This window comes from Paraburkholderia piptadeniae (assembly GCF_900007165.1).
In the GTDB taxonomy this organism is placed as follows: domain Bacteria; phylum Pseudomonadota; class Gammaproteobacteria; order Burkholderiales; family Burkholderiaceae; genus Paraburkholderia; species Paraburkholderia piptadeniae.
Map to the genome: position 1 here is coordinate 1 of NZ_CYGY02000016.1, position 26462 is coordinate 26462.

The following is a 26462-nucleotide window of genomic DNA, read 5'->3' on the forward strand; positions in this document are numbered from 1 at the left end:
TTTCACCCCAACTGCCTATGGGACAAGGACAAACTCGTCCCTCTGCTACTGGAACTTCGGGTTAGCTGCGGCAGTGAAGCTTCCACATTCAACGATGCGCACAAAGACGCGCATCTGACTAAAAGTATCCATCCTGCTTCCTTGTCGTTTTGTGATACGCCAGAGGAAAATTCTTCCGCTTGGGCCCGACAACAAAGAAGCCGGCACGAGCGTTTGCCCGTGCCGGCTTTTGACCTCGGAGAAGCGGTGACGCTATCGGCGACGACTGTCCACGAGGGTGGCAGGAACAAAGAGGACAAGAAGTCCGCCGATGACGAGGCTTACCGCAAGCGCGAGCACCCCAGCACCTGCCGAGCCGGATGCCTGCTTGATGACACCAATCAGCGACGGGCTGACAACGCCGGAAATGCTGCCGACCGAGTTGGCGAGTGCCAACCCTGCGGCGGCAGTTGCGCCGCCGAGGAAGGCGGGAGGAATTACCCAGAACTGCGAGATGGTGGTCATCACGCCCATTGTGCCCACCGTCAACGCAATCATCGCCGCCAGGGTCGAGCCCGAGAACCATACGCTCATCGCGAGGCCGAATGCACCGACGAGTCCCGGGACAATCAGATGCCAGCGACGTTCGCCGGTGCGGTCCGAGTTGTGACTCACTAACACCATGGCAAGCGCGCCCGCGGCGTAGGGAACCGCAGTCAGCAAGCCTACATGGAACGGGTCAGACACGCCGCTCGACTTAATCAGAGTAGGAAGCCAGAAGCTGACGCCATACAAGCCCATTGTGTAGAAGAAGTAGATGGCGCTGACCAGAAGCACCTTCGGGCTGAGCAGACCGTCCTTCAGGGAATGCAGGGCGCTCGCCGGCGCTTCTTCTTTGAGCTTCTCTTCAATCAAATCCTTCTGGTCTTCGCTCAGCCACGTTGCGTCTCGCACCTTGTCGTCGAGATAGAGAAATGCGGCGACTCCCAGAAGCGCGGTTGGCACGCCCTCGACTAGGAACAGCCATTGCCAGCCGGCAAAGCCGTGCGCACCATTGAACGCCGTCATAATCCAACCGGAGAGCGGGCCACCGATGACGCCAGACATTGGGATGCCCGTAAGGAAAAGCGCGGTAACTTTTGAGCGCCGTGATGCAGGGAACCAGTACGTCAGGTAGAGCACAATGGCTGGAAAGAAGCCAGCTTCCGCGACGCCCAGAAGAAACCGCATGAAGTAGAACATCGTCGGCGTTTTGACGAACATCATTGCGGCAGAGATAAGACCCCATGTAACCATGATTCGCGCAATCCAGCGTCGCGGACCGACGCGCAAAAGCAGCAGATTGCTTGGAACTTCGAAGAGCAGATATCCGACAAAAAAGACACTTGCACCAAATCCGTAGACTGCCTCGCTGAAGCCAAGGTCGCTGAGCATTTGCAACTTGGCGAATGCGACGTTGATGCGGTCGAGATAGGCGAACAGGTAACAGACAAAGAGGAACGGTAGTAGGCGCCACGTCGCTTTCGTAAAAGCAGACGTGTCCGCGCTTTCCACGTAGGTGGCTGGGCTGTGGGAACTCACATATGTCTCCTGGGGGCCTTCCTGTAAGCGGCGGGCGACCTATTTTTTGACTCTTCTCCGCCGGCGTTTGATTCGTACGTGCGTCAGAAGAACGGCGCGAACGAACCGGGCACTGCGCTCTATGCTCAGTCGAACATGTCTTGCTGGGTATTGACCAGGTCGCTCCAGATGGTCTGGAAGTGCAACCAGCCAATGTAGTCGCTGCCCACGTGCTCACGGCTGTAGCGCGCGCGTTCCGGCGTGACTTCCTTCGGCGTAATGCCGGTGGCTTCAATCATCAACTGCTGCTGGCAGCAGCGCTCCAGCGCGATGAACCAGAAGGCGGCCGAATCGATGCTGTGACGGCTAGCGGTAAGGAGCCCGTGGTTCTGGTGGATGGCAGCCTTCACTCCTGCGAATGCGTTGGCAACCTTGTTGCCGCCCTTGACTTCGACCGCGACCTTGCCGGCCTCTTCGCCAATGACGACGTGGTCCTCAAAAAATGCAGCAGCATCTTGCGAAATCGGCGCCAGCGGCCTGCCGAGCGAGGCGAATGCCGTGCCGTACGTCGTGTGTGCGTGGCACATGGCGACGAATGTCTTGATGCTGCTCATGCACAGCTGCGTGCAGGACGAAGCCTGCGCGGTTAATGGCGTATTCGCCTTCGACGACATTGCCCTGGTGGTCGGCACAGATGAGGTTGGACATCTTCACTTGCGAGAAGTGAACGGCCATCGGGTTCGTCCAGTACAGGCTCGGGTTCTCCGGGTCGCGAACCGTCAGGTGACCGGCGAAGCCATAGTCATAACCTTGGAGGGCGAACGCGCGGCACGCGGCAACCAGACGCTCCTTCAAATGGGTACGATGCTCCTGGACGCTTTTGAATTTGGGCATCGTGGGGAAAATCAGTCCTTCCTGGTCCGGCTCGTAAATCGAGACTCTGCCCGGCTTGAGAATCGATTCCTGCCTGCTTTCCGATTGCGCTTCAGCGACTGTAGACATCACATGCTCCTTTATCGAGTGGGGGAACGCGTAGACAAACGATGGCTGTTCGGAATGCGTCAATGATATGCACGCATATCTAATTAGTATTGCTTATATATAAAAATTGATTTCACTAGGTAAAACGGAATGTGACTACCACTTCAAAATCAGGCCAACACCTCCTCGGCTGATGCCTTGACGTCAGCCATTAGCGTTTTAGTTTTCCAAATTTATGCACACGTGGGCGCGTATTTGCGCGATAACGCGTCGAAGTCGAACTACGTGGGGCACGCAGTTCGGGTTGAGTTTGTTCGTGGTTACAGGTCCAGCACCAAGGTCTTGCTCACCGGTCTGGAGACGCAAATGGTGAGGAATTCCTTGCGGTCGTCGTCATCCAGGATGAAGTCGTTATGCTCGACTTCGCCTTCGAGATAGCGAACCTTGCAGGTTGCGCACAAGCCGGCGCAGCATGAGGTCGGAACTTCGATACCCGACTCATTCAGCGCTTCGCTAAAGTTCTGATTGGGTCCGACATGTACGACCAGGCCCGTGCTGGCAATGGTGACGTCACATCCGTCCTGATTTTCAGTGCAAGTGGGCTCCCGCTTTGGCTGCTCCGGCGCCTTGAAATGCTCGAAGTGCACGGTGCCGTTCGGCCAATGACTTACCGCGTCAGCACAAGCCGCCATGAATCCGCCCGGGCCGCAGTAATGAACATGCGTGCCTGGCGTGGGCTCGCTCAACAGCGCGCGTAAGTCCAGGCGGTTCGCCTCTTCGCCGTCGTCAAAGTGATAACGGAGCTTTCCTGAGCGCTGCATGCGTTCCAGCTCGGGGCCGAAGGCCGCTGCTTCCGCGCTTCGGGCGCAGTAGTGCATCACAAAATCAACGCCGCGCTCTTCCAGTTCGTGTGCCATTGCCTTCAACGGCGTGACGCCGATGCCGCCCGCAATCAGGATGACCTTGTTCGCTTCTTCGGAAAGCGCAAAATGGTTACGGGGCTTGCTGATGGTGACAATGTCCCCAGCGGCGATGCTTTCATGAACGGCGCGCGAGCCGCCACGACCATTATCGTCCTTGAGCACGGCGATGACGTAGCGATTGCGCTCGGCGGGCGAGTTGCAGAGCGAGTACTGTCTGATGACACCGTTCTTCAGGTGGATGTCGATGTGCGAACCGGCTTCGAAGCGGGGTAACGGCTTTCCGCTCGGGCTTGTGAACTCGTACGAATTGATGCCTTTGCCTTCGTAGCGTATCTGCTTCACCCGAACATCGAGCGTCCCGGTTTCGATGTCTTGAACCGCTTCTTCTCTTTCCAATACTGTGTCCATGGTCTCTTCCTTCCTGGCGAGTCACCAGCCGCGGCTGTAGGCGGCTGGTACCGGTGCGCACCGCCTCGTAGGAGTGGCGCGCCCGCCTTATCAGCTCTTGAGTGACTGCTCGAGTTCTTCGAACTTGTTGCGTACGAACTCGCCGCGTTCTTCGCCCTTCATACTGTCGCTTTCGGTCAGAATTTGGACGACCGTCTTCAGAACCTTGCGACGACGCGCGACTTCTTCTTCAACTGTTGCGCCCTCGGCGATTTCGAAGACGTTGCCTAAGCAGAAGCTGTTGGGGGCGCCTCCCAGTTCACGGAACCATTCAGCGAAACCTTGCGCGGACGCCGCTGCATTCGTGCCGCGGACTGCGTCGCGCAGCATCTTGCGGAACTGATAGAGGCCCGCATCGAACTTCGTCGGATTTTCGAGCGCATGTATTGCGATGGGGCGCTGGCTGATGATGGCTTCGTAGTCGCCCGGTGCGTATTGAGCCTGCTTGTAAATCGTGCGCTCACGATGATTCGGCGGAATCGGCGGCATGTCTTCGAGCTTGTATTTGCCGAAGCGCTCCGGACGGCGCATCGCGACCTGACCTTCGAGGAAGTCGATGGTCTCGTAGCCGACCATTTCCTTGTTACCCACGCCGCGGGTGTCGATGCCCGGGCCCATGACGCGCCAGCCAATCATCTTGCTGTTTTCGTCGTCGACGGGCACGGTCCAGCGGATGATGTGGAAGCGGCTGAAGTACTTTTTCTTCGAACCGTCTTCGGACGTGTATGCATGCAGGCTCAGGTTCGGAAGAACCTGATGCTGGACGCGCACAAAGAGCCTGTCCTTGTTGACACGACGCGCGCCGGCACACGCCAGACTGCGACCGCCTTGAACCGGCACGAAATTCATGTCGGGAGCCACTTCCATCGACGCAGCACCGACTTCGTCGAACGTCGTACCTTGGTAGTTACCGTCGACAACGTTCTTGCCGGCGTGCAGGGCCGTGGGGTGATAGTTGTCCGCTGCGTTGTCTTGAACCTGCAGCCAGTTGCAGTGCTGGAAGTTGCTGTACGGGACGAGTTCGTCGCCAGGCATCACCGTGTAATCGCCTTCCCATTCCGGGAACGGCGGCTCTTCTTCCGGCGGGCCCATGTAGGCAAAGACCAGACCATTGCGCTCAACGGCTTTGTACGCGCCCTGACGAATTGAATATGCGTACTTCTCGGCTTCCTTCTCTTCGCCCTTCGGGAACGGGACGTGGAGGCACGCGCCGTCTACATCGAACACCATTCCGTGATAGCAGCACATGATGCCGCGCTCCTGGATAGCACCATATTCAAGCGAGGCACCGCGGTGAACGCAGTGCGCATGCAGCACGCCGACGCGGCCGCTCTTGTCGCGGAATGCGACGAGTTCTTCATTCAGTATCTTGAGGAAGCGGGGCGTGTCGGTCAGTTCCATCGACATACACACTGGATGCCAGAAGCGGCGCATGAATTCGCCCGTCGGCGTCCCCGGACCCGTTTCCGTCAGTTCAGGGTCGTGCTCCGGCGTCCGATTCGTGTAGTAACCGCCGAACGGAATAAGCTTCTTGGCGACCGGAGCCGAACCTCCGGTGTGCTTCTGGTCATCCATCTTTTCCGATTTGACGCTCATGTCTTCCAGCCTCCAATGATTGATAGGGACCGCACTCAGGTGTTTTTCGCCCAGAACCGTCTACTGACCACCGTGTTCTGAACTCTGTATCCAAAGATTAAGCGCGCACTACGCTTGTGTCTCTATGGGTAAACACCCATGCGAGGGATTTTCGCGGTCTAGGGAGGCGCTCAGAAGCGCCATCTAATAATGAGCGCCGCCTTCAGCGGAGCGATGGAGCGATGGTGATAAGCCTTTGAATTTATGTATTTTCAAGGAGCGCTTTGTATCGAATTGCAAGGCAGAAACATGAATCCGCGTCGGCTACGAGGTCTTTATGCTGCTGGCTGAAAAGGTCCTTCCGATTCTGAGCACAAGTGCGCACGTGGCTTTCACCTCACATTCAAGGTTCTGGCTCTCGGCCTTGACCGAACGTCTTTGACGCGTCCTCGGTGTTTGTACCGATATGCTGGCCCTCGTCGAAGACCTTACGCTGTTTGGATACAGTAGTCGGTAGTCGGAATTCATATCTTCGGCAAGCGGCGACTACTGCAATCTGGAACAAAGGGAGGACTGCGGTGAGATGCCTGATTACCTGATGGTGTCCGAAGGGGCGGCGCCTGCCCGGATGGCACAACCGATTGGCGAGACGGGCTTTTCATTCAAAGACAGTGAACGGCCCAATTCGGCGCTTACTTCGTGGATTCACGCAGAGGCGATTCCACAGACCGCGCGCGCCGTCTTGCAATCAAATGAGCAGTTCGAAGGGCTTACGGGACTGATACGTGTGCTGACTGAGACTGACGCTTTCGGTCGGTTTCGCGCCGGGTGGATTCTGGGTCGGACGGCGCGTGGGCTAACGTCGATTGTCGTGCGGGATGCGAATCACTGCAGCGCGAAAGGCTTGCTTGATGACGCCGCATTCGGCGTTAGACAAGCCGAGCGGTATTGCGCGACTTCTGCTGTCCTTCTGGTCCAGCAAAGTGATTCGAACGGTGGTCGCAAGGCACGGGAGGCGCTTGAAAGCGCGTTCATGGCAAGTTATGTGCAACCGGACTTATTGTACGAATCCGGGCTCCATTCGGAAATCCCGCTCTGGTTTGCGTGCTTGTCCCCAGTCGTCCGTTGATATCGAATGGGCAGCAACTCAATCTGTCCCCTTTGATTTCAGACAACCCATCGCGCCTGGCAATGCTGGTAAGCTGACAGTATTCAGTATCCACAGCGCTTATCATCATGCCAGCAAAACTCTTGAAGTTGCAGTCGCGACCAGATTATGTAGACGAAGTCTATAGGGTGCTGCTTGACGCCATTAGCGAGGGCTCGCTTGCTCCGGGAACGCGCATTGTTCAGGAGGAAATCGCCGAGCAACTCGCCGTATCTCGCTCCCCTGTGCTACAGGCATTCCGCCTTTTGAAGAAAGACGGTCTGGTCGAGGACGCGCCTGGGCGTGGGTTGCAAGTTGCCCCGCTTGATGCGCGACGAGTCGGTCACCTCTACGAACTGAGAGGCGCGCTGGACGCTCTTGCTGCCCGTCTCGCCGCAAAGCGGCGGGTGAAGTTAGACAAGTCTTTGATTGCTAACGGCCGCAAGGCGTCGAAGGGTGGCGACATCAAAGCCATGATTGAGGCAGACATGGCATTCCACGCTGCTATTTATTCTGCGTCCGGGAATCCACTGATAGTTGAGAATGCACGTCTTCATTGGATTCATCTGAGACGTGTGATGGGAGCCGTGCACCAGGTAGTTGGCCAGCGCAAGACCGTCTGGGACGAACACGCAGCAATCGCAGAAGCTATAGCGGATGGCAACGAGGCGCTTGCAGCGGAACTCAGCATGCGGCACACAGAATTCGCGCGAGAAAACCTGGTTCAGCACATGACCGCGTCAGCCGCCGCTGAAGGTAGTGCTCAAGGTTCGGCCACCTGACACATAGCCGATACATCAAAACGACAGCGCGCTCGCGAGTTGACTGGTCTCTTGGTGCTCTCGTATATTGCCGGCGCTTCACGGTATCGCTTTATCCGTGCGAATACAACCTGTGAACTGATGCGAAATAGCGCATGAAAAAGCCCGCTTGAAAAGCGGGCTTCCGTGAATCAGCGTGTAACGTTTTTTCCTTCAGCTTCTTGAGCGCACGTACGTTCAGACGTACAGTCGCCGGCTTGGCGTCAATCCAGCGCTCTTCACCCGTGCACCGGTCCTTGCCAATACGCTCCTTCGCCGGAACTTGCTGGACGTCAATCTTGAACAGGCCCAGCAGCGTGAGTTCGCTAGCTGTATTCTTGCGAACGGCACCAAGTAGGTCGCGTGATTTTCGTAGTACGGGCCCGCCACCGTTTTAACGACTATTCCGCGACCATGACAGGCACCCGACGTGCCAGCGCACACATCAGCTCGTAGCCTATCGTGCCCGCTGAAGCGGCAACATCGTCTATCTTCACCTGTTCACCCCACAGCTCGACTTTTGAACCGATGCCCGCATTAGGGCATGGCGTCAGGTCGACGGTAAGCATGTCCATGGAGACTCTTCCGACAGTGTGTGTCATTACACCGTCTACCGAAACAGGAGTACCGGTTGGAGCGTGCCGTGGGTAGCCATCAGCGTATCCGCAGGCAACAACTCCGATTCGGGTTTCGCGTTCGGTTTTATAGGTACGTGCGTAACCTACTGTCTCACCGGCAAGCATTGTCTGTGTTCCGATAATCTCACTGCTTAGCGTCATCGATGCGCGGAGCGGAATATCCGCGATATCAACCGCGCGACCAGACGGCGAACCGCCATAGAGCACAATTCCCGGTCTAACCCACTCACGATGAGCGCGCTTGTGCCACATGGTGGCGGCCGAGTTCGACAGGCTGCGGGCGCCGGGGATATCGCGAGTCGCACGGTCGAAACTGTGTAGTTGCCAATCGACTTCGCCTTCGTCGGCATTGGCGAAGTGAGTCATGAGCGAAACGGCACCGATGCCTGGCGAGGCCGAAGCGCGTTCCCATGCTTCGCGAAAGTTCTCCCGTGCGAATCCGAGTCGGTTCATACCCGAATTCATCTTCAGATAGATGTCAATCGGGCGGTTCGGCTTCGCGGCGACAATGAGTTCACGTTGTTCGTCACAATGGACGGCCACGGTCAAATCGAATTCTTCCGCTACCTTCACGTCATTGCAATTGAAGATTCCCTCAAGCAGAAGGACGGGCTTCTTCCATCCTAACTGACGAACCCGCACGGCTTCGTCGAGGTCGAGCAATGCAATGCCGTCTGCAGCTTCGAGGCCGGGGTATATACGTTCAATTCCATGTCCGTATGCATTCGCCTTTACGACAGCCCAGATGCGTGAATCCGGGGCCCGCTGTCGGACGACCTTGAGATTGTGTTGTACAGCCTTCGGGTGAATGTACGCGTTGATTGGGCGCGGCATGATTTTCTCTTCAAGGCAAGTTGCGAACGATATGTTCTGAGGCAGCACGCTGAACGTAGCCGGAACCGCCTCGGGACAGATGCGACGGCAGGGCGACGCTTAGTTCAATTCGAAATCCGCAGGCGCCTGCGGTTCTTTCACGTACCGGAAAATGTTGAAGTCTTCATGCTCAATGGCAGGCTGCTTGCCAGATATCAAGTCCGCAAGCAGTTGCGCCGAGCCGCACGACATCGTCCAGCCAAGCGTGCCGTGGCCTGTGTTCAGGTACAGGTTGGGTATTGCGGTACGACCGACAATAGGTGTGCCATCGGGTGTCATCGGGCGAAGTCCAGTCCAGAAGGTCGCGCTCGATGTGTCACCGCCACCGGGGAAAAGGTCATTTACACACATTTCCAAGGTCTCGCGACGAGTTTCGCGAAGGCGCTTGTCGAAGCCGACAATTTCGGCCATTCCGCCGACACGGATACGCTTCTCGAACCTTGTAATTGCGATTTTGTATGTTTCGTCCAGGACCGTTGAGACTGGCGCGCGTGACTCATCAACGATAGGTGCGGTGATGGAGTACCCCTTGAGTGGATACACCGGAATTTTGACAATGCCGGAGAGGAAGTTCGTTGAATATGACCCGAATGCCACGACAAACATGTCGGCGTGAATGAGCTTCGCTCCGTGCCGAACGCCAGTGACTTTGCCACCCTCGACAACAAGACCATCGACTTCAGTGTTGTATCGGAAGTTGACTCCGGCACGTTCAGCAAATGCGGCAAGGTGCGTGGTGAACAGCTGACAGTCGCCAGTTTCATCCCCAGGCAAGCGGAGCCCACCCGTCAACTTGTGTGACGTTGCAGCAAGGGCCGGCTCAACTCGGGCAAGTTCGGCTCCCGTGAGCAATTCGTACGGAACGTTGGCCTGTTCGAGGACGGCGATATCCTTCGCTGCACCATCAAACTGCTGCTGCGTTCTGAAGACTTGAAGCGTGCCGCCTGTACGACCTTCGTACTGAATACCCGTGTCTGTTCGTAGCGCCTTTAAACAGTCGCGACTGTATTCAGCGAGTCTCACCATACGGTTTTTGTTAATCGCATAGCGCTCTGCGGTGCAGTTTTGCAGCATCTGCCACATCCATTGAAGCTGGAACTGCTTGTCGTCATCGTCCGGCCTGATTGCGAGTGGCGCGTGTTTCTGGAACATCCACTTGACCGCTTTGAGCGGTACACCCGGAGCAGCCCAAGGTGCTGCGTAGCCGGGCGAAATCTGCCCTGCATTCGCAAAGCTCGTTTCCAAGGCGGGACCTTGTTCACGGTCGATTACGGTGACTTCATGGCCCGCACGCGCGAGATAGAACGCGCTCGTGACGCCGACGACTCCGCTACCAAGTACAACGACTCGCATGCTTAGGAACCCCGCAACCAAGAGAATTAAAACAGTTGATAAATACTGCATATGCGCCTAATTTGCAGTAGATGCCGTGATGTTATTGGCAAACATATAGTTTTTATTATTGTTTTATACTTGATTTTTGGTTGAAACGACTAATTCGACAGAAGGGTTGGTGTTCTCAGCACCGCAACGGCCTTACTCCCTAAGAGTCGCACTTGAAAGCACATCTTTGTCAGTGCGCGACCGACGGTCGGTTTCGTGCTAGTCAATCCCGGCGAAATTCAGTTCGGGGCGCGCCGAGAAATCTCGGCGGCGCGGCCCCAACGCCTTGCTCAATCCCGCACCTACGCTCGTACTCATTCTCGCCACTCCATGCCGACAACCTGTCCTTGGCCGGGATGGGTTAGGGCAATCGCCTAGTTGACAGTCCAAATATTGACTTCCTACTATGCATACAACGCTGCACACATGCAAATACACAGGGCTGTGTGGTGTTAGCGTCTCTACGGGATTACCCTAATTTGCGAGGTCACTATGGTTCGGCTGTCTCGTTTTACTCGTCAAGCTCTTCTGTGTCTGGTCGCAGCCAGCTGCGTTATCGCGAGCGCGCCGTCGCGCGCCGATGACACCGGCTGGGCGAGCGTGAAAAAAGCGGGCGTTTTGCGATGCGGAGCGGCAGTGGCGCCCCCGTATGTCATGCGCGACCCCAAAACCGGGGAATACAGCGGCTTCTTCTCGGAGTTGTGCCGAAACTTCGGGCAGAACGTACTCAAGGTGAGGGTCGAGTTCGTCGATACGACCTGGGATAACATCGTCGCCGGTCTGCAGTCCGACAAATGGGACCTGTCGATGGCGCTGAACGATACACCTGAGCGGGAGAAGGCGGTCTCCTTCTCCGCGCCTGCGACGGACTACAACGTGTCATTCGTCTACAACAAGAACAACCCGAAGATTCCCAAGGGGGCACACACGATTGCAGAAATCGACAAGCCGGGCGTGAATGTAGCGGTGATGTCGGGAACGGCGCAGGACAAGGCTATCTCCGCGGTATTCAAGCAAGCTCAAATCATGCGACTGCCGGGCAATGACGAAACGCGCCTCGCGTTGATGTCGAAACGTGCGGACCTTCTGGCAGACGCCAATATCACCAATATGCTTCTGACTGAAGCTCATCCGGACTGGGCTGCCACCATTCAACCGACACCGCCGCTGGCACAACAGGAAGTCGCGTTTGGTATCCGGAAGGACACACCACCCGCCGACATTGCCGTCCTTAACAAATATCTGAGCCAACAGGTCAGTTCTGGTGCAGTCAATCGGCTCATCAAGGCATCTGTTCAGTCCATGCTGGCATCGAACAAATAGTTCTGACGTTCCAACGCTTGCCCGGCAGGGAGCCGCCCGGCTCCCTGCCGCCATCGTCATCTCCGCCTCCAGCTGGCGTTTTCCCCTTTGCCGACGACTCACTTCTTCGCTCGGTGATTTCCCTGGATTTGGACAAACAGTCGTTGACAGCTCCAAATGTGGCCTTCTAGTATTGCATACATTGTTGTACACAATTCGGAGCGCAAGTATGTGTGCTGATTGCGGAGGAGGGTGAAGATGTCGTGGCTGACTTATGCATACCGCATCGGCACATCAGGAAACGTCGGATTCGATTCACAAATCACGCGCCAGTGAGCGCGTTCCGTTGGAGAGATTTCATGTTGTCATCCCAAACCATGGTTTCCCAAAATCACATTCAGTCGGCCGCTGTGGACTTCTCGCCGTCCGCCACCGGCGAATTTGTGCAATTCCAGGACGTATTCAAGTCCTATGGCGAAAACCTGGTGGTCATAGACCACATGAATCTGGATATGCGTGCAGACGACCGACTTGTCATCATTGGTCCGAGCGGTAGTGGCAAAAGCTCTCTGCTGCGCGTGATGATGGGGCTTGAAGGCGTTCAGGGTGGGCAGATTGGTTTTCAGGGCAGGCCGTACATCTACGGTGCCGATGCCGGCCGCTCAAAGCGCATCGACACGAAGCTGCAGAAGCAGATTGGGATGGTTTTCCAGCACTACACGCTGTTCCCTCACCTCTCCGTTCTCAGCAACCTCATCCTTGCGCCCGTGAAGGTGAGCGGCCTGTCCAAGGCGCAGGCAACCGAACGCGCCCGCATGTATCTGGCGCGGCTCGGTCTCGAAAGCAAACTCCACGCATATCCCAGTCAGTTGTCTGGCGGACAGAAGCAACGCGTTGCGATTGCGCGTGCCTTGATGCTCGAACCGAAGCTGATGTTGTTCGACGAAGTGACCTCGGCCCTCGACCCTGAAATGGTCGTCGAAGTGCAGAACGTGATGCTCCAACTCGCGGAACAGAAGATGGCGATGATTATCGTGACGCACGACATGCACTTTGCGCGCGATATTGCCACCCGTGTCGTGTTCTGCGCAGGCGGAAAAATCGTCGAACAAGGCGCACCGGCCGACATGTTCAAGTGTCCGAAGGAAGCCCGCACTCGCGAATTCCTCGAAAAAGTTCTGCACCTTGATTGAGGTCCGCCATGTACCACTTCGACTTCAACTTCCTTCAAGGTAGCGTCGGTGCGTTGCTCGGAGGCCTCAGGGTCACTATCGAGCTTGCGATTGCATCGAACATCATGGGCCTCGTGCTCGGCTTTCTCCTGTGCCTTCTGGCAATGAGCCGTTGGGTCATTCTCCGTTGGCCGGCACAACTCTTCATTGAGTTTTTCCGTTGCACGCCGGCGCTGCTTCAAATCGTCTGGTTCTTCTATTGCATTCCGATGGTGGTCGATGTGTTCATTGACCCGGTCATGATGGGGGTGCTGGCCCTCGGCCTGAACCTGACGGCATTTAATGCTGAGGCTTATCGGGCCGGCGTCCAGGCGGTGCCCAAGGAGCATCTCGACGCGTCGGTCGCGCTTGGGCTGAAGCCGTGGCAACGGACGCTCTATGTGGTGCTGCCCCAGGCGCTTCGTAGTGCCATGCCGGTCCTGATGACCAACGGCATCGGAAGTCTTCAGCAAAGCGCGCTCGTCGCCATCGTCGCGGTCACAGACCTCATGTACGTCGGCAAGAGCCTCGCGACCGAGGCATATCGGCCGCTCGAGACCTACACGGTAGTCGCGCTCATCTACTTCGCGCTGTCCCTGCCGATTGCAAAACTCGTTCACGTCATCGAGCGTCGTCAGGACCTCGCTGTGCAGCGTTGAGGAGAAGACCATGCATCTCGACTTTTCCACCGTCCTGCCTTACTGGCTCGTTTTGCTGAAAGGGCTGGGTCTTACCGTCGCGTTCACGAGCAGCTGTGCGGTCATTGGCAGCCTCGCAGGGTTTGTTCTCAGCCTCCTGCGGATGTCTCCTTCGCGCTGGATGAAGGCTGCGACGACTCTCTACGTCGAGTTCTTCCGTGGGACGCCTTTGCTCATCCAGCTGTTCTGGGTGTACTTCTGCTTTCCCGTGGTCTTCAGGGTTCCGATTCCGCCGTATGTGTCCGTGGTGATTTCGCTGACGCTGTACATGGCGGCGATTACGAGCGAGACCTTTCGCGGCGCCTTGAAGTCCATTTCGGCAGAGCAGCACGACGCGTGTATCGCGCTGAGCCTTTCGCCCCAGGCAAAGATTCTGTACGTGATATTTCCGCAGGCCTTGCTACGAGCCATTCCGCCGTTGCTGTCGAACATTGTCAGTCTGTTCAAGGAGAGCGCGCTTATTTCGTCCGTCGGTGTTGCTGACCTGATGTTTGTCGGGCAGAACATCTCGACCAGTACCGCGCGTCCCGTCGAGTTCCTGACGACAGTTGCAATCATTTATTTCCTCGTCGCTTTCCCGCTGACGCGTCTGGTCGGCGTGGTTGAAACGCGATTGCTCAGGCGTTTTGCCTACTAACCCCACCCAGTCCATCGTTAAGTGGAGAAACACATGCAGATGAAAGGAATCCTGCCCGCGCTCGTTACGCCGTTCAACTCGTCGGGTGCCGTCGACCATGACACGCTTGCCAACATCCTCGAGTTCCAGCTCAAGGCAGGAGTCAGCGGGTTCGTGCCGTTGGGCTCGACGGGCGAATACTACGCACTGACGCACGACGAACGACGCGCCATCCTGAAGACAGTGCTCGAAGTCGTGGGTAACCGTGGCACGCTCATCGGCGGCGCGAACGGTTCGTGCACCCGTGAAGTCATCGAACAGGTTCAACTGGTTCGCGACGCGGGCTACAAGAACGTGCTCATCGCTCCGCCGTACTACGCGCTGCCATCGCAACAAGAACTCATCGGCCACTACGAAGCTATCCTGAAGGCGGTGCCGGACGTCGACATCGTCCTTTACAACTATCCGGTCAGGACCAACGTAGAAGTTGGCTTCAGCGTGCTGGACGCCTTCAAGAACAACCCGCGCGTCGTCGGTATCAAGGAAAGCAGTGGCAATCTGCTGCGCGCCATTGAAATCGGCGAGAAGTACAAGGACAACTATCAGCTGTCGTGCGGCTCCGACGACCAGGCACTCGACTTCTTCCTCTGGGGTGCGAGCAGCTGGATTTGCGGTCCCGCAAACTGCTTCGTGAAGCAGGTGGTGGACTTCTACAACAAGTTCACGGCAGGCGACATTCGCGGTGCTCAGGATGTGATGCGTTCGCTCTTCCCGGTCATGGCGACCATGGAGGCAGGCAAGTTCGTGCAGAAGGTGAAGTACGGTTGCGAACTCGCCGGCTTCAAGGTCGGCGCAGCCCGCATGCCGTTGCAACCGCTGACCGACGAAGAAAAGACCGAATTCAGCGCCGTGTTCGAAGCAGCGCAGGCTTGATGAATATGCCGGCGGAGCAGTCCGCCGGCATTCCTTTCTTTCGAGACATTCTGGAATGAGCAGACACAGTTTCGCGAGCATCGAAGGGCATACGGAAGGTATGCCTGTTCGTATGGTGGTTGACGGGGCGCCGCCTCTGCCGGGTGCGACCATGGAAGCGCGCCGCAAGGCGTTCATCGAAAGTCATGACTGGATTCGTCGCGCGTTGATGCTCGAACCGCGAGGCCATTCCCATATGTCCGGGACACTCTTTTATCCGCCGCTTTCTGAAGATGCGGATATGAGTCTGCTATTCATTGAAACCTCAGGCTGCCTGCCAATGTGCGGGCACGCTTCGATTGGTTCCATCTCGTTCGCACTTGAAGCCGGGCTCATCCAGCCGAAATTGCCCGGCACGGTTGTCGTTGACGTGCCTGCGGGGAAACTGGCAGCCACGTATGAAATGGAAGGCGGTCGGGTCAGGACCGTCCGCTTTACCAACGTGCCGAGCTTCCTTCTTTATCGGGACGTTGAAATCGACCATCCGCATTTCGGCAGACTCAACGTTGATATTGCTTACGGCGGCAATTTCTACCCGATTGTTGAAGTGCAGCCGAACTTTCCCGGATGCGAGCACTTCTCTCCAGATGAACTCCTGGAGTGGGGACGCCAGATGCAGGCCGCGGTAAATGAAACCATCGAAGTGGTCCATCCGGACAACACGAGCATTCGTATGGTCAAACACACCATGTGGACGGGTGCTCCCATATCAGATAGCGCTGACGCACGCGCGGTAGTTATCGCCGGCGACAGCCTCATCGACCGCTCGCCCTGTGGGACTGGTACATCCGCGCGTGTCGCACAGCGACATGCGCGTGGACTTCTGCGGGAGGGACAGTCCTTCCGACATCAGAGCCTGATTGGTAGCTGTTTCACGGGTCGGGTCGAATCAGTAACAAAGCTGAAGAACGGTCTCGACGCGGTTTTGCCAAGCGTCGAAGGTCGCGCCTGGCTCACGGGGCGCGCCGAACACTACGTCGAAGCACAGCCGTACGCCCATGGCTTCAGTCTGCAGGAGTATGTCAATTGAACGCCGTTCCTCGCGAAGCGTCTTCGCTCGACGGGCTCCCTTCCGCACAGGAAGTGGCCGTAGTGATAGGCGGTGGAATCGTGGGCATATGCTGCGCGCTCTATCTTCAGCGCGCTGGATACGCCGTCACGCTCATCGACCCGGAGGCGCCGGGCAACAGCACTGCGAAATGGAGCTGTGGTCAGATGGCCGTGAGCGAAATCATTCCGCTCTCCAAGCCAGGTATTCTCATGAAAGTGCCAGGCTGGCTGATGGACCAAAAGGGGCCGCTCGCGCTTCGTCCCAGCGCGCTGCCCGGCATCATCCCATGGTTCCTCCGGTTTCTCATGTGCGCGAGACACTCGAAGATTGTGGACATTGCCCAGTCCATGGCGACGCTCACGCATGACGTCTACTCGGACTTCGCTCCGCTGCTTGACGCCTGCGATGACAAGACGCTCATGGGCGAGCGTCCCATTCTGGAGGTGTTCGACGACCCGCGCGGGCTTGAACACGAACAGCCGCATCTGGACCTGCGACAGTCGCTCGGATTCAAGTCACAACGACTCAACGCGAAGGAAATCAGTGACCTTGAGCCGGCACTCGCTGGCAAGTTCGCTCATGGGCTGATTTTCCCTGACTGGCGCGCGGTGAGCGATACGATGGGTTTCATCGCAGCACTCACGGAGAGTTTCATGGCCCAAGGTGGCCGCCGTATCCAGACTGAAGCCACGAAAATCGACGAATCGAATGGTCGCGCGACCGGGGTCACGCTCGCGAATGGCGAACGCGTTGCAGCGAACCACGTCGTCGTCGCGGCAGGTAACGGCACACGCCGGTTCTTCGGCGCGCTCGGCATTGATGTGCCGCTGGCGGGGATTGCAGGTTACCAGGCCGTAGTGTCGGACCCGGGCGTCGAAATCCGCCACTCGACTATCTATGCAGACGGGGGCTTTTGCTTCACCCCGATGACCCGGGGTCTGCAGATTGGCGGCACCATCGAGTTCGCTGCCAATGGCGCAGAGCCAAATTTCAAACGTGCGGACATCATCCTGGAGAAAGCGAAACGCGTGCTGCCGGAAATGCGGACGTCGCGGGTCGAGTACGGTGTGGGGTATCGCCCATTCCTTCCTGACACCAAACCCATCATCGACCGCTCTCGCAGGCTGGGCAATGTCTTTATGGCGTTCGGTCATGGGCAGCTTGGCCTTACACTCGGCGCCACAACGGGGAGGCTGATTGCCGACCTGGTTGCAGGCCGTCCCACCAGGCAGGACCTCGCGCCATTCAGTGCCTACCGGTTCTAAGAAACGGTTCTAGGAAGCGGACTCATCTGAAGCATTTGTCGCGGAGAAACCAATGCGTTGGAACAGGACTTTCACGATGGTGAGTTGCCATGCCGAGGGCGAAGTGGGCAATGTGGTGACGGGAGGACTGATTGACGTGCCAGGCGCAACGATGTTCGACAAGATGATGTATCTCGAAGAGCACGGCGACGAGCTGCGAAAAATCTGTCTCTTCGAACCTCGCGGGGCTGTCAATCACAACGTCAATTTCATTTTGCCGTCGACGGACCCTCGCGCGCAGATGGGGTACGTGATTGGTGAGTCAACCGAATACGTGGCGATGTCCGGGTCGAACACGATGTGCGTCGCGACAGTACTGCTCGAAACAGGCATCCTGAAGATGGAAGAGCCCGTAACCGAACTGGTGCTGGAGGCGCCCGCCGGCCTCATTCACGCGCGTTGCGAATGTTCGAACGGCAAGGTAACGCAAGTTGAATTCACGAATCAACCGGCCTTCGTTGCTCACCTTGATGCCAATGTCGAGGTCACTGGTGTCGGCACCATCAAAATAGATGTCGCCTACGGCGGCATGACTTACGCACTTGTCGATGCGCAATCTCTTGGCTTTGAGATTACACCGGACGAGGCGCGAGACCTTTGTGAACTTGGACAGAAAATCAAGGCCGCTGCAGTCGACCAGCTTCCCTTCTCACATCCGCTGAACCCACTCATCAAAGGTGTGACGAACACGCAGTTCATGGGGCCGTTGAAACGGGAAAACGGACGGCTCTTCGCGCGTAATACCGTGATTGTTTCGCCCGGGCGCTGTGACCGTTCTCCATGTGGTACGGGAACCTCGTCGCGTCTCGCGGTGCTGCATGCGCGCGGCCTCATTGATGTGGGTGAGACCTTCATTCACGAATCAATTACCGGTTCGAGATTCGAAAGCCGGGTTGCGTCGGCGACGACGGTCGGTGATTACGCAGCCGTGGTGCCCGTCGTGGCTGGCCAGGCATGGATAACCGCCATTTCCCAGATTGGCGTCGACCCGACGGACAGATTCCAGACCGGCTTCACTGTCGCGGACACCTGGCTCGAAGCCGTTGACGACAAACTCATCAAATCGCGAAAGCAGGGATGCATCTGACCATGAAATCGTATGACAAGCTTTTCATAAACGGCCGCTGGGTGGCACCGGTGCAAAATGGAACCTTCGAAACCATCGACCCGAGCACGGAAAAGGTGCTTGCGAAGGTCGCTGCAGCAACTTCGGAAGACGTCGACGCAGCAGTCAGGGCTGCCCGCGAAGCCTTCGACAATGGTCCGTGGCCGCGTATGAGCGGTGCTGAGCGTGGCGCTATTCTCCGCAGAATCGGAAAAGGTATTCGTGACCGTCTCCAGGAACTCGCAGAAATCGAGGTGCGCGACAACGGGAAGCCGCTCCCTGAAGCTCTCTGGGACCTGGGCGACGCAGCGGGCTGCTTTGAATTCTATGCTGGGCTTGCCGAAACGCTGGACTCTGCTGCGGAGAAGCCTGTCGCGCTGCCCGATGACCGCTTCAGCTCTGTTGCGCGCAAGGAGCCCGTCGGTGTGGCTGGTGCCATCATTCCGTGGAATTTCCCAATGTTGATGGCCGCATGGAAAGTCGCGCCAGCGCTTGCAACTGGCTGTACGATGGTCCTGAAGCCGTCAGAGCTGACACCGTTGACAGCGCTCGAGCTCGGTGACATCGCGACTGCCGCCGACCTGCCACCCGGTGTGCTCAATATCGTTACCGGCCTGGGTAAGGATGCGGGCGCTCCGCTAAGCGAGCATCCCGGCATCGACAAGCTGGCGTTTACCGGTAGCGTACCGACGGGCAGCCGCATCATGCAGGCGGCCGCCCGCGACATCAAGAACATCAGCCTTGAGCTGGGCGGGAAGTCACCATTTATCGTCTTCGACGATAGCGATATAGATGCTGCGGTCGAATGGATTATGTTTGGCATCTTCTGGAATCAAGGCGAGGTCTGCTCGGCTACATCGCGAGTGCTCGTGCAGCGTGGCATTTACGAGCGCCTGCTCCAACGACTCGAACAGGAAACGCGCAAAATCACTATCGGAAACGGCCTCGAGGATGGCGTGCTGCTCGGTCCTATTGTCAGCCAGGGACAGTACGAAAAGGTGCTTGAGGCGGTACAGCGTGGCAGGGGTGAAGGCGCTCGTCTGGTAACGGGCGGAGGTCGGCCGGCGCATCTCGACAAGGGCTACTTTATGGAGCCGGTGGTATTTGCCGATGTTGCGGCCGAAAGCTGGGTATGGAACGAAGAGATATTTGGTCCCGTGGTCTGCATCCGGCCTTTTGATGAAGAGGCCGAAGCGGTACGTTCCGCGAACGACTCCAGGTTTGGCCTGGCTGCCGCAGTGATGTCTCGTGATGATGCGCGTTGCGAGCGTGTGGCCCGCGCGTTGCGCGCGGGAATAGTCTGGATTAACTGCAGCCAGCCGACGTTCACGGAAGCGCCGTGGGGCGGCTACAAGCAGAGCGGCATTGGTCGCGAACTCGGCGAGTGGGGCTTGAACAACTATCTCGAGACCAAGCAAATTACGCGTTTCAACAGTGACAAGCCTTGGGGCTGGTACATTAGGTAATCGGGACAATCATGCGCTGGAAAAAAACGCTGCAGCTGGTCGACGTTCACTGCGAAGGCGAAATCGGTAAGGTCATCACGGGAGGGGTTGTCGGCATTCCCGGTGAGACGATGCTCGACAAGATGAACTACATCAACGAAGTCGATGACAGTCTTCGAAAGCTCGTCGTGCTCGAGCCTCGTGGATGCCTTCAGATGTCGGTCAATCTCTTGCTGCCGCCGACACGGCCCGAAGCACACGCTGGCTTCATCGTGCTGCAGGCGGACAAGGCACACCCGATGTCGGGCAGTAACGCAATCTGCGTTGTGACTGCGTTGCTGGAGCTGGGCATGGTCGAGATGCAGGAGCCAGAAACGACTGTCGTGCTCGATACGCCGGCAGGACTGGTCACTGCGCGCGCGACATGCAAGGACGGGCGTTGCACGGGTGTTTCGCTCGACATGGTGCCCGCGTTTGTCGAACAGCTGGACTTCAGCTTCGAGACGTCACAGTTCGGAAAAATCATGGCGGACATCGCTTTCGGCGGGGTCTATTACGCGCTCATTGATGTCGAACAGGTGGGGCTGAGGATTGCTCCTGAAAACGCGCGCGAGCTTGCGGAGCTTGGCGTTTCGCTGAAGGATGTCATCAATCGGCAAATCCAGCTACAGCATCCTCTCTACCCGCAAATTAACGAAGTCGCCTATGTGATGTTCCGTAACCGCGTCAGTGACGAGCTGTATCAAACATGCACGACACTGCCTCCCGGCCGGGTTGACAGGTCGCCGTGCGGGACCGGAAGCTCAGCCAACCTCGCGACGCTGGCCGCCCGGGGCCTGGCGGACGTCGGCAGTCGGCTCAAATCGCGCTCGACCATCGGTGGCGAATTCAATGTCGAACTTCTCGGAAAGACCAATGTGGGTGGCAGGCCGGCAGTTCTTCCGCGTATTCAGGGGCGGGCTTGGCTCTACGGTATCCAGCAGATTGGGGTCGACCCCGACGACCCGCTGGCCGATGGCTTCACGCTCAGCGATACGTGGGGCTCGGGTTTCCCGGAGGTCTGAGGTGGAGTGCGCGCGATGATAAACTTGAATGCGCGCCCGTCTTTCCGGGCCCACGATTATGGTGGTGAAACGATGAGCAAAGGTACGGCGGAGACCGAGCCCCGTCGGCATGGCGGCCGATACATCTATGAAGAACTGCGAAAGCAGATTCTGACTCTCCAACTGAAACCAGGTGCCCCGCTGGACGAGGTTTCGCTCGCGGAGCAGTTCGGGCTTTCGCGCTCGCCGGTGCGTGATGCGCTTGCGCGGCTGATTAGCGAAGGGCTGGTGACGATACTTCCCAACCGAACGACGCTTGTGACGCCGTTCGAGATTGAGGAATTTCCGAAATACATTTCGGCGCTGGACCTCATCCAGCGTGCCGTCACGCGCCTCGCGGCTCAGCACCGGACCGATGCCGACCTCGCCCGAATTCGCAAGGCGGATGACGTCTACATGCAGGCGGTTGAGAGTGGCGACTTTCAGGCGATGTCCGAGACCAACAAGGCGCTGCACATGACCATCGCGCATGCGGCTAACAACCCGTACTTCGTGGGGTATTACGAGCGCCTGTTGGGCGAGGGCCAGCGTCTGCTGCATCTGCATTTTGACTTCACAGTCACTTCACCCACTGCAGGCAAGCTGGGACGCGACCACGATGAACTGATAGACGCGATAGCGAGAAAGGACGCCGACGCCGCCGAAAAAGCGGCGCACGAACACACGATGCTATTCCAGAAGCGGTTCCTCGATTACATGCGACAGAACATGACGGAGTCGATGGCGATTCTGTAACCGACGCAGGCAGCTTTGGTCTCTCCAGGGCTGCCTTTTTCTCGCGGTTCGCTATGTGATTCGTCCCGACAATCCCTTCATAAAAGCCCACAGTTCAGCAACGTCAGACGTCGCTGCGTTGAACCTGAACCATTCCGATGCAGGCTCCCCGGGCCGGAAATACGAACCTGGCGCAAGCCATATGCCTTTTGCCAACGCTGCGTGGGCGACTTCGATGCTGTCCTCTGGGCTGATAGGCAGCTTTGCCCACAAGAACAGTCCGGCGTTTGGTGTGTGGAAGACTTCAAGTCCTGCATCGGCCATCGCCTCGGTCACGCGCACGTGAGCATTGAATAACCGCTCCCGGATGTGAGCCGTATGACGTTCGTAGTGACCTTCGATAAGCACATTCGCGACGGCCCTCTCCGTGACTTCCGACGATGTCAGGCCCACCGCCATCTTGGTCAACGCAAACCGCGAGACCAGGTCGCGGCTCGCGGCGATGTAGCCGACGCGCATTGCGGGAGTAATCGTCTTGGAAAAGCCCGACACGTAGATGACTCGTCGCAATCCTTCCATGGCGGCGAGACAGGGCGCGCCCGGCGGTGCAAGCTCTCTGGAAATGTCGTCTTCAACGACCCACAGGCCTTCACGGTCGGCAATTTGCAGCAGGCGGAACGCGGATGATGCACTGAGCGATGTTCCTGACGGGTTTTGCAACACCGTGTTGACGAATATGCCCTTCGGCCGATGCAGCCGGACTATCTCTTCCAGCTCAGCGCTATCGATTCCGTCCGGCGTGCGGGGTACGCTCACGACATTCACGAATGCCACTTTCAGAATTTGCGGCAGGTTGCAGTAACACGGGTCTTCTACGATGACCGTGTCGCCCGGCTGAAGCAGCGTGCGGACTATGAGGTCTAACGCCTGCGTGACACCTTGTGTCAACAGGACATCAGCGGGTCCAACTGAAAGGGAATACCGGCGCAACGAACTGGCAATGTGCTCGCGCAGGGTAGCAAGCCCGTACGGATGACCATACCCTCCAATGCGCGGCCCGGGAACGCGGCTTACGACGCGCAGCGCGTGCTGGATGCCGCTTTCGTTTATCCAGTCGTTCGGAATCCAGCCACATCCCGCCTTGATGGGTACAGACTGGTCTGCAAATACATCGGAGAGGAGCCACGCGGCGTTCAGGCTCGGCGCGCTCCACGCGGGCGCTGCCGGAACTTTGGCGGCGGGCGTTGCGATGCGATACCCCGCGCCTGCACGCGCCACGACCAGCCCGAGTGAAACAAGCCGTTGATATGCTTCGGAGACCGTGTAGGTGCTCAGGCTATGTGACTTCGCAAACGCGCGTACTGACGGCAATGCTGTACCTGCAGGGTAAGTCCCGTGCCTCAATTCGTCTTCGATTGACGAGACAATCTGGTCCACCAGTGTGCCCTCATCCTTCCGTGACCGGGACAACTTCAGCTTGAACATTTCAATACAGTTGGGAAGAAAAAATCAGCACAGTCTGGCTGTTTGATTTTGGCTGTCCAGTGATTGTAGCGTGCGAAATCGATAGAGTTGGCTCCATATTCACGGAGTCAAATCATGAGCACAACGCAAAGCCCTGACCTCTCGAACTTCTGGATGCCGTTCACAGCGAACCGCCAATTCAAGGCAGCACCTCGACTGTTCAAATCTGCGAAGGGAATGTACTACACGACGGTTGATGACCGTCCCGTGCTCGATGCTACGGCGGGACTCTGGTGCGTCAACGCCGGTCACGGTCGTGCAGAGATTACGCAGGCCGTGGCTGAGCAGCTCACAACGATGGACTATGCGCCCACGTTCCAGATGGGCCATGCGCTCGCATTCGAAGCGGCAACCAAGGTTGCGGAGTTTATGCCGGCAGGCCTCGACCGCATCTTCTTTACGAACTCCGGTTCGGAGTCGGTCGATACCGCGCTGAAGATGGCGCTTGCCTATCACCGCGCGTGCGGCGAAGGTCAACGTACCCGCTTCATCGGTCGCGAGCGTGGTTATCACGGCGTCGGCTTTGGCGGCATCTCGGTGGGCGGCATTCTTGCGAACCGCAAGACTTTCTCTGGCAACCTGATGCCACACGTCGACCACCTTCCGCATACATTGAACATCGCGGAAGCTGCGTTCACGCGCGGCCAGCCGACATGGGGCGCACATCTGGCCGACGAACTGGAGCGGCTCGTGGCCCTGCATGACGCGTCAACCATCGCGGCGGTTATCGTTGAGCCGCTGGCCGGTTCGACGGGCGTGATTGTTCCGCCGAAGGGGTACCTCGAACGGCTGCGCGAGCTGTGCACCAAGCACGGCATTCTTCTCATTTTCGATGAAGTCATTACGGGTTTCGGTCGCCTTGGCGCCCCGACCGCGAGTGAATATTTCGGCGTCGTGCCGGACCTCATCACGATGGCCAAGGCTATCAACAACGCAGCCATCCCGATGGGTGCTGTTGCAGCCAGCCGTGCTGTGCACGATGCGGTCGTCAACGCGGGGGCTGAGAATGCCATCGAATTCTTCCACGGATACACCTATACGGCGCACCCGGCAGCGGCGGCTGCCGCAATCGCCACGCTGGACATTTACAAGCGTGACCGGTTGTTCGAGCGTGCAAAGGACCTGTCCGGCGTATTTGAAGATGCTGTGCACGAACTGCACGGTTCTCCGTATGTGAAGGACATCCGCAATCTCGGTCTCGTTGCCGGCGTCGAGCTGGAATCGCGGCCGGGGGCTCCCGGAGCGCGCGCATATGACGTGTTCCTGAAGTGCTTCGAAGCTGGCGTACTCGTGCGCTACACCGGTGACATCCTTGCCTTCTCTCCGCCGTTGATTGTCGACGAGCAGAAGATTGACCAGATTTTCTCGACGGTGCGGGACGCTCTGCGTAACGTTGCCTGATTAGAACCAACAGGCCACGTCGGCCTTCGCATCCGGAGTTTTGAAAATGAACGTAGCAAACGAGAAGGCGAATCTCTTCATCAAACAGGTGAGCCACTTCATCAATGGTCAGGTGGTTGCTCCGTCGGGCGAGCGCTTCAAGGATGTCTTCAACCCGGCAACCGGTGAAGTGACGGGTGCGGTCGCTCTGGCGTCCGCCGAAGAAGTCGACCATGCTGTGCAAGCCGCCGCGGCAGCTTTTCCGAGCTGGAGTGAGATGGCTCCGCTCAAGCGCGCGCGAATCCTGTTCAAGTTCAAGGAGCTACTGAACCAGCACCACGACGAACTCGCGATGCTCATTACCCGCGAGCACGGCAAGGTGTTCACCGATGCTCAGGGGGAAGTCGTTCGTGGCATCGAAGTCGTCGAATTCGCCTGCGGCATCCCGAACCTGCTGAAGACCGACTTCACCGACCAGATTGGCGGCGGTATCGACAACTGGAATCTGCGTCAGCCGCTGGGCGTCGTGGCAGGCATCACGCCGTTCAACTTCCCGGTGATGGTCCCGATGTGGATGTTTCCCGTGGCGCTTGCATGCGGCAACACGTTCATCCTGAAGCCGTCGGAGCGTGACCCCTCGGCATCGCTGCGCCTTGCCGAGTTGCTGAAGGAAGCTGGCCTGCCGGATGGTGTTTTCAATGTGGTCAACGGTGACAAGGTCGCGGTGGACGCGCTCATCGAACATCCCGACGTCGCCGCCATCTCGTTCGTTGGCTCGACGCCGATTGCCGAATACATCCACACGGAAGCGTCCAGGCGCGGCAAGCGTGTGCAGGCTTTGGGCGGAGCGAAGAATCACCTCGTCGTGATGCCGGACGCCGACCTTGACCAGGCCGTCGATGCCCTGATTGGCGCGGCATACGGCTCGGCGGGCGAGCGCTGCATGGCCATCTCTGTGGCGGTTGCGGTCGGTAACACAGGCGACCAGCTCATCGAAAAGCTGATTCCTCGCGTCAAGTCGCTCGTCATCAAGAATGGCGAGAATCTCGATGCCGAGATGGGGCCTCTGGTCACAGCTGAACACAAGGCGAAAGTATCTGGCTATATCGCTTCCGGCGAGGCTGAAGGCGCAAAGCTCATCGTCGACGGTCGTGACCATGCTGTGTACGCAGAAAACGGATTCTTCATCGGCGGCACCCTGTTCGACGACGTCAAAACGGACATGAAAATCTATAAGGAGGAAATCTTTGGCCCCGTCCTCGCCGTGATTCGCGTGCCAGATTTCGCCAGTGCCGTGAAGCTGATTAACGCTCACGAGTTTGCCAACGGTGTTTCGTTGTACACGTCGGACGGCGGCGTAGCGCGCGCATTCGCGAGGCAGATTCAGGTCGGGATGGTTGGTGTCAATGTGCCCATTCCTGTTCCAATGGCGTGGCATTCATTCGGCGGCTGGAAGCGTTCGCTCTTCGGCGACCACCATGCGTACGGCGAAGAAGGCGTGCGTTTCTACACCCGCTACAAGAGCGTAATGCAGCGTTGGCCCGATAGCATCGGCAAGGGTGCAGAATTCACGATGCCTGTTGCCAAGTAAAGCAATCAACATGCGGGGTCGGCGGACTGCTCAAAGTCCGCCGACGCGACTAAATCTGGTCCGACAACGCGTAGTCTGATTTTCATGGGAGGTGCGAAGACCTATCTGCCGCTCGGGACAAGTGTCGCAACCTTAGCGCG

At 57.8% G+C, this 26462-nt stretch carries 21 protein-coding genes and 2 pseudogenes; 15 read left to right on the forward strand and 8 right to left on the reverse strand.

Annotated features, from left to right (window positions below):
• Positions 1-252: 252 nt before the first annotated feature.
• From BN2476_RS07200 to BN2476_RS07215, 4 genes and pseudogenes are all read right to left on the reverse strand, one after another.
• Complete coding sequence (locus BN2476_RS07200) at positions 253-1560, reverse strand: MFS transporter (protein WP_087733479.1); 1308 nt, start codon at positions 1558-1560, stop codon at positions 253-255.
• Between the two features lie 125 nt (positions 1561-1685).
• A pseudogene (locus BN2476_RS07205) lies at positions 1686-2541 on the reverse strand (class II aldolase/adducin family protein).
• Between the two features lie 299 nt (positions 2542-2840).
• Positions 2841-3851, reverse strand: coding sequence for a PDR/VanB family oxidoreductase (locus BN2476_RS07210; protein WP_087733480.1), 1011 nt, complete (start codon positions 3849-3851; stop codon positions 2841-2843).
• Between the two features lie 90 nt (positions 3852-3941).
• The gene (locus BN2476_RS07215; RefSeq protein ID WP_087733481.1) at positions 3942-5486 is read right to left on the reverse strand and encodes a Rieske 2Fe-2S domain-containing protein; all 1545 of its coding nucleotides are present in this window, start codon (positions 5484-5486) and stop codon (positions 3942-3944) included.
• 562 nt (positions 5487-6048) lie between these two features.
• On the opposite strand from BN2476_RS07215, the gene BN2476_RS07220 reads away from it, so the two are divergent.
• Positions 6049-6594 (forward strand): hypothetical protein, encoded by a 546-nt coding sequence (locus BN2476_RS07220; protein ID WP_087733482.1) that lies wholly within the window; start codon positions 6049-6051, stop codon positions 6592-6594.
• 107 nt (positions 6595-6701) lie between these two features.
• Entirely contained in the window at positions 6702-7394 is a 693-nt protein-coding gene (locus BN2476_RS07225; protein ID WP_087733483.1) for a GntR family transcriptional regulator, read from the forward strand.
• 187 nt (positions 7395-7581) lie between these two features.
• On the opposite strand, the pseudogene BN2476_RS48040 reads toward BN2476_RS07225, so the two are convergent.
• The 3 genes and pseudogenes from BN2476_RS48040 to BN2476_RS07240 form a co-directional block, all read right to left on the reverse strand.
• A pseudogene (locus BN2476_RS48040) lies at positions 7582-7770 on the reverse strand (HU family DNA-binding protein); the annotation flags it as partial.
• Between the two features lie 43 nt (positions 7771-7813).
• A complete protein-coding gene (gene alr, locus BN2476_RS07235; protein WP_087733484.1) occupies positions 7814-8884 on the reverse strand; it encodes an alanine racemase in 1071 nt (356 codons plus the stop codon).
• A 99-nt stretch (positions 8885-8983) separates the two neighbouring features.
• Positions 8984-10276, reverse strand: a complete 1293-nt coding sequence (locus BN2476_RS07240; protein WP_087733518.1) for a D-amino acid dehydrogenase — start codon at positions 10274-10276, stop codon at positions 8984-8986.
• A 522-nt stretch (positions 10277-10798) separates the two neighbouring features.
• Here BN2476_RS07240 and BN2476_RS07245 point away from each other — a divergent pair.
• From BN2476_RS07245 to BN2476_RS07295, 11 genes are all read left to right on the forward strand, one after another.
• Positions 10799-11629, forward strand: coding sequence for a substrate-binding periplasmic protein (locus tag BN2476_RS07245; protein ID WP_087733485.1), 831 nt, complete (start codon positions 10799-10801; stop codon positions 11627-11629).
• 338 nt (positions 11630-11967) lie between these two features.
• On the forward strand, positions 11968-12801 hold the full coding sequence (locus tag BN2476_RS07250; RefSeq protein ID WP_087733486.1) for an amino acid ABC transporter ATP-binding protein: 834 nt from the start codon (positions 11968-11970) through the stop codon (positions 12799-12801).
• A gap of 8 nt (positions 12802-12809) precedes the next feature.
• Complete coding sequence (locus tag BN2476_RS07255) at positions 12810-13478, forward strand: amino acid ABC transporter permease (protein ID WP_087733487.1); 669 nt, start codon at positions 12810-12812, stop codon at positions 13476-13478.
• A 10-nt stretch (positions 13479-13488) separates the two neighbouring features.
• Entirely contained in the window at positions 13489-14154 is a 666-nt protein-coding gene (locus BN2476_RS07260) for an amino acid ABC transporter permease (protein WP_087733488.1), read from the forward strand.
• 33 nt (positions 14155-14187) lie between these two features.
• Positions 14188-15066: a 4-hydroxy-tetrahydrodipicolinate synthase gene (gene dapA / locus BN2476_RS07265; protein ID WP_087733489.1), complete on the forward strand. Its 879-nt coding sequence runs from the start codon at positions 14188-14190 to the stop codon at positions 15064-15066.
• Between the two features lie 55 nt (positions 15067-15121).
• On the forward strand, positions 15122-16135 hold the full coding sequence (locus BN2476_RS07270) for a 4-hydroxyproline epimerase (RefSeq protein ID WP_087733490.1): 1014 nt from the start codon (positions 15122-15124) through the stop codon (positions 16133-16135).
• The gene (locus BN2476_RS07275; protein ID WP_087733491.1) at positions 16132-17421 is read left to right on the forward strand and encodes an NAD(P)/FAD-dependent oxidoreductase; all 1290 of its coding nucleotides are present in this window, start codon (positions 16132-16134) and stop codon (positions 17419-17421) included. The genes BN2476_RS07270 and BN2476_RS07275 overlap by 4 nt, the downstream gene beginning before the upstream one ends.
• 52 nt (positions 17422-17473) lie before the next feature.
• Positions 17474-18547, forward strand: coding sequence for a proline racemase family protein (locus tag BN2476_RS07280; protein WP_087733492.1), 1074 nt, complete (start codon positions 17474-17476; stop codon positions 18545-18547).
• Between the two features lie 2 nt (positions 18548-18549).
• Complete coding sequence (locus tag BN2476_RS07285) at positions 18550-20031, forward strand: aldehyde dehydrogenase family protein (RefSeq protein WP_087733493.1); 1482 nt, start codon at positions 18550-18552, stop codon at positions 20029-20031.
• A gap of 11 nt (positions 20032-20042) precedes the next feature.
• A complete protein-coding gene (locus tag BN2476_RS07290; protein ID WP_087733494.1) occupies positions 20043-21074 on the forward strand; it encodes a proline racemase family protein in 1032 nt (343 codons plus the stop codon).
• A 72-nt stretch (positions 21075-21146) separates the two neighbouring features.
• Positions 21147-21848 carry a GntR family transcriptional regulator gene (locus tag BN2476_RS07295; RefSeq protein WP_173819596.1) on the forward strand — a complete coding sequence of 234 codons (702 nt, stop codon included), beginning with the start codon at positions 21147-21149 and terminating at the stop codon, positions 21846-21848.
• Positions 21849-21899: 51 nt separating this feature from the next.
• On the opposite strand, the gene BN2476_RS07300 is transcribed toward BN2476_RS07295, so the two are convergent.
• Positions 21900-23312, reverse strand: coding sequence for an aminotransferase-like domain-containing protein (locus tag BN2476_RS07300; protein ID WP_087733495.1), 1413 nt, complete (start codon positions 23310-23312; stop codon positions 21900-21902).
• Between the two features lie 114 nt (positions 23313-23426).
• Here BN2476_RS07300 and aptA point away from each other — a divergent pair, with 114 nt between their 5' ends.
• Complete coding sequence (gene aptA, locus BN2476_RS07305) at positions 23427-24752, forward strand: omega-aminotransferase AptA (RefSeq protein ID WP_087733496.1); 1326 nt, start codon at positions 23427-23429, stop codon at positions 24750-24752.
• A 46-nt stretch (positions 24753-24798) separates the two neighbouring features.
• Positions 24799-26322 (forward strand): CoA-acylating methylmalonate-semialdehyde dehydrogenase, encoded by a 1524-nt coding sequence (locus tag BN2476_RS07310; RefSeq protein WP_087733497.1) that lies wholly within the window; start codon positions 24799-24801, stop codon positions 26320-26322.
• The last annotated feature ends 140 nt before the right edge of the window (positions 26323-26462 follow it).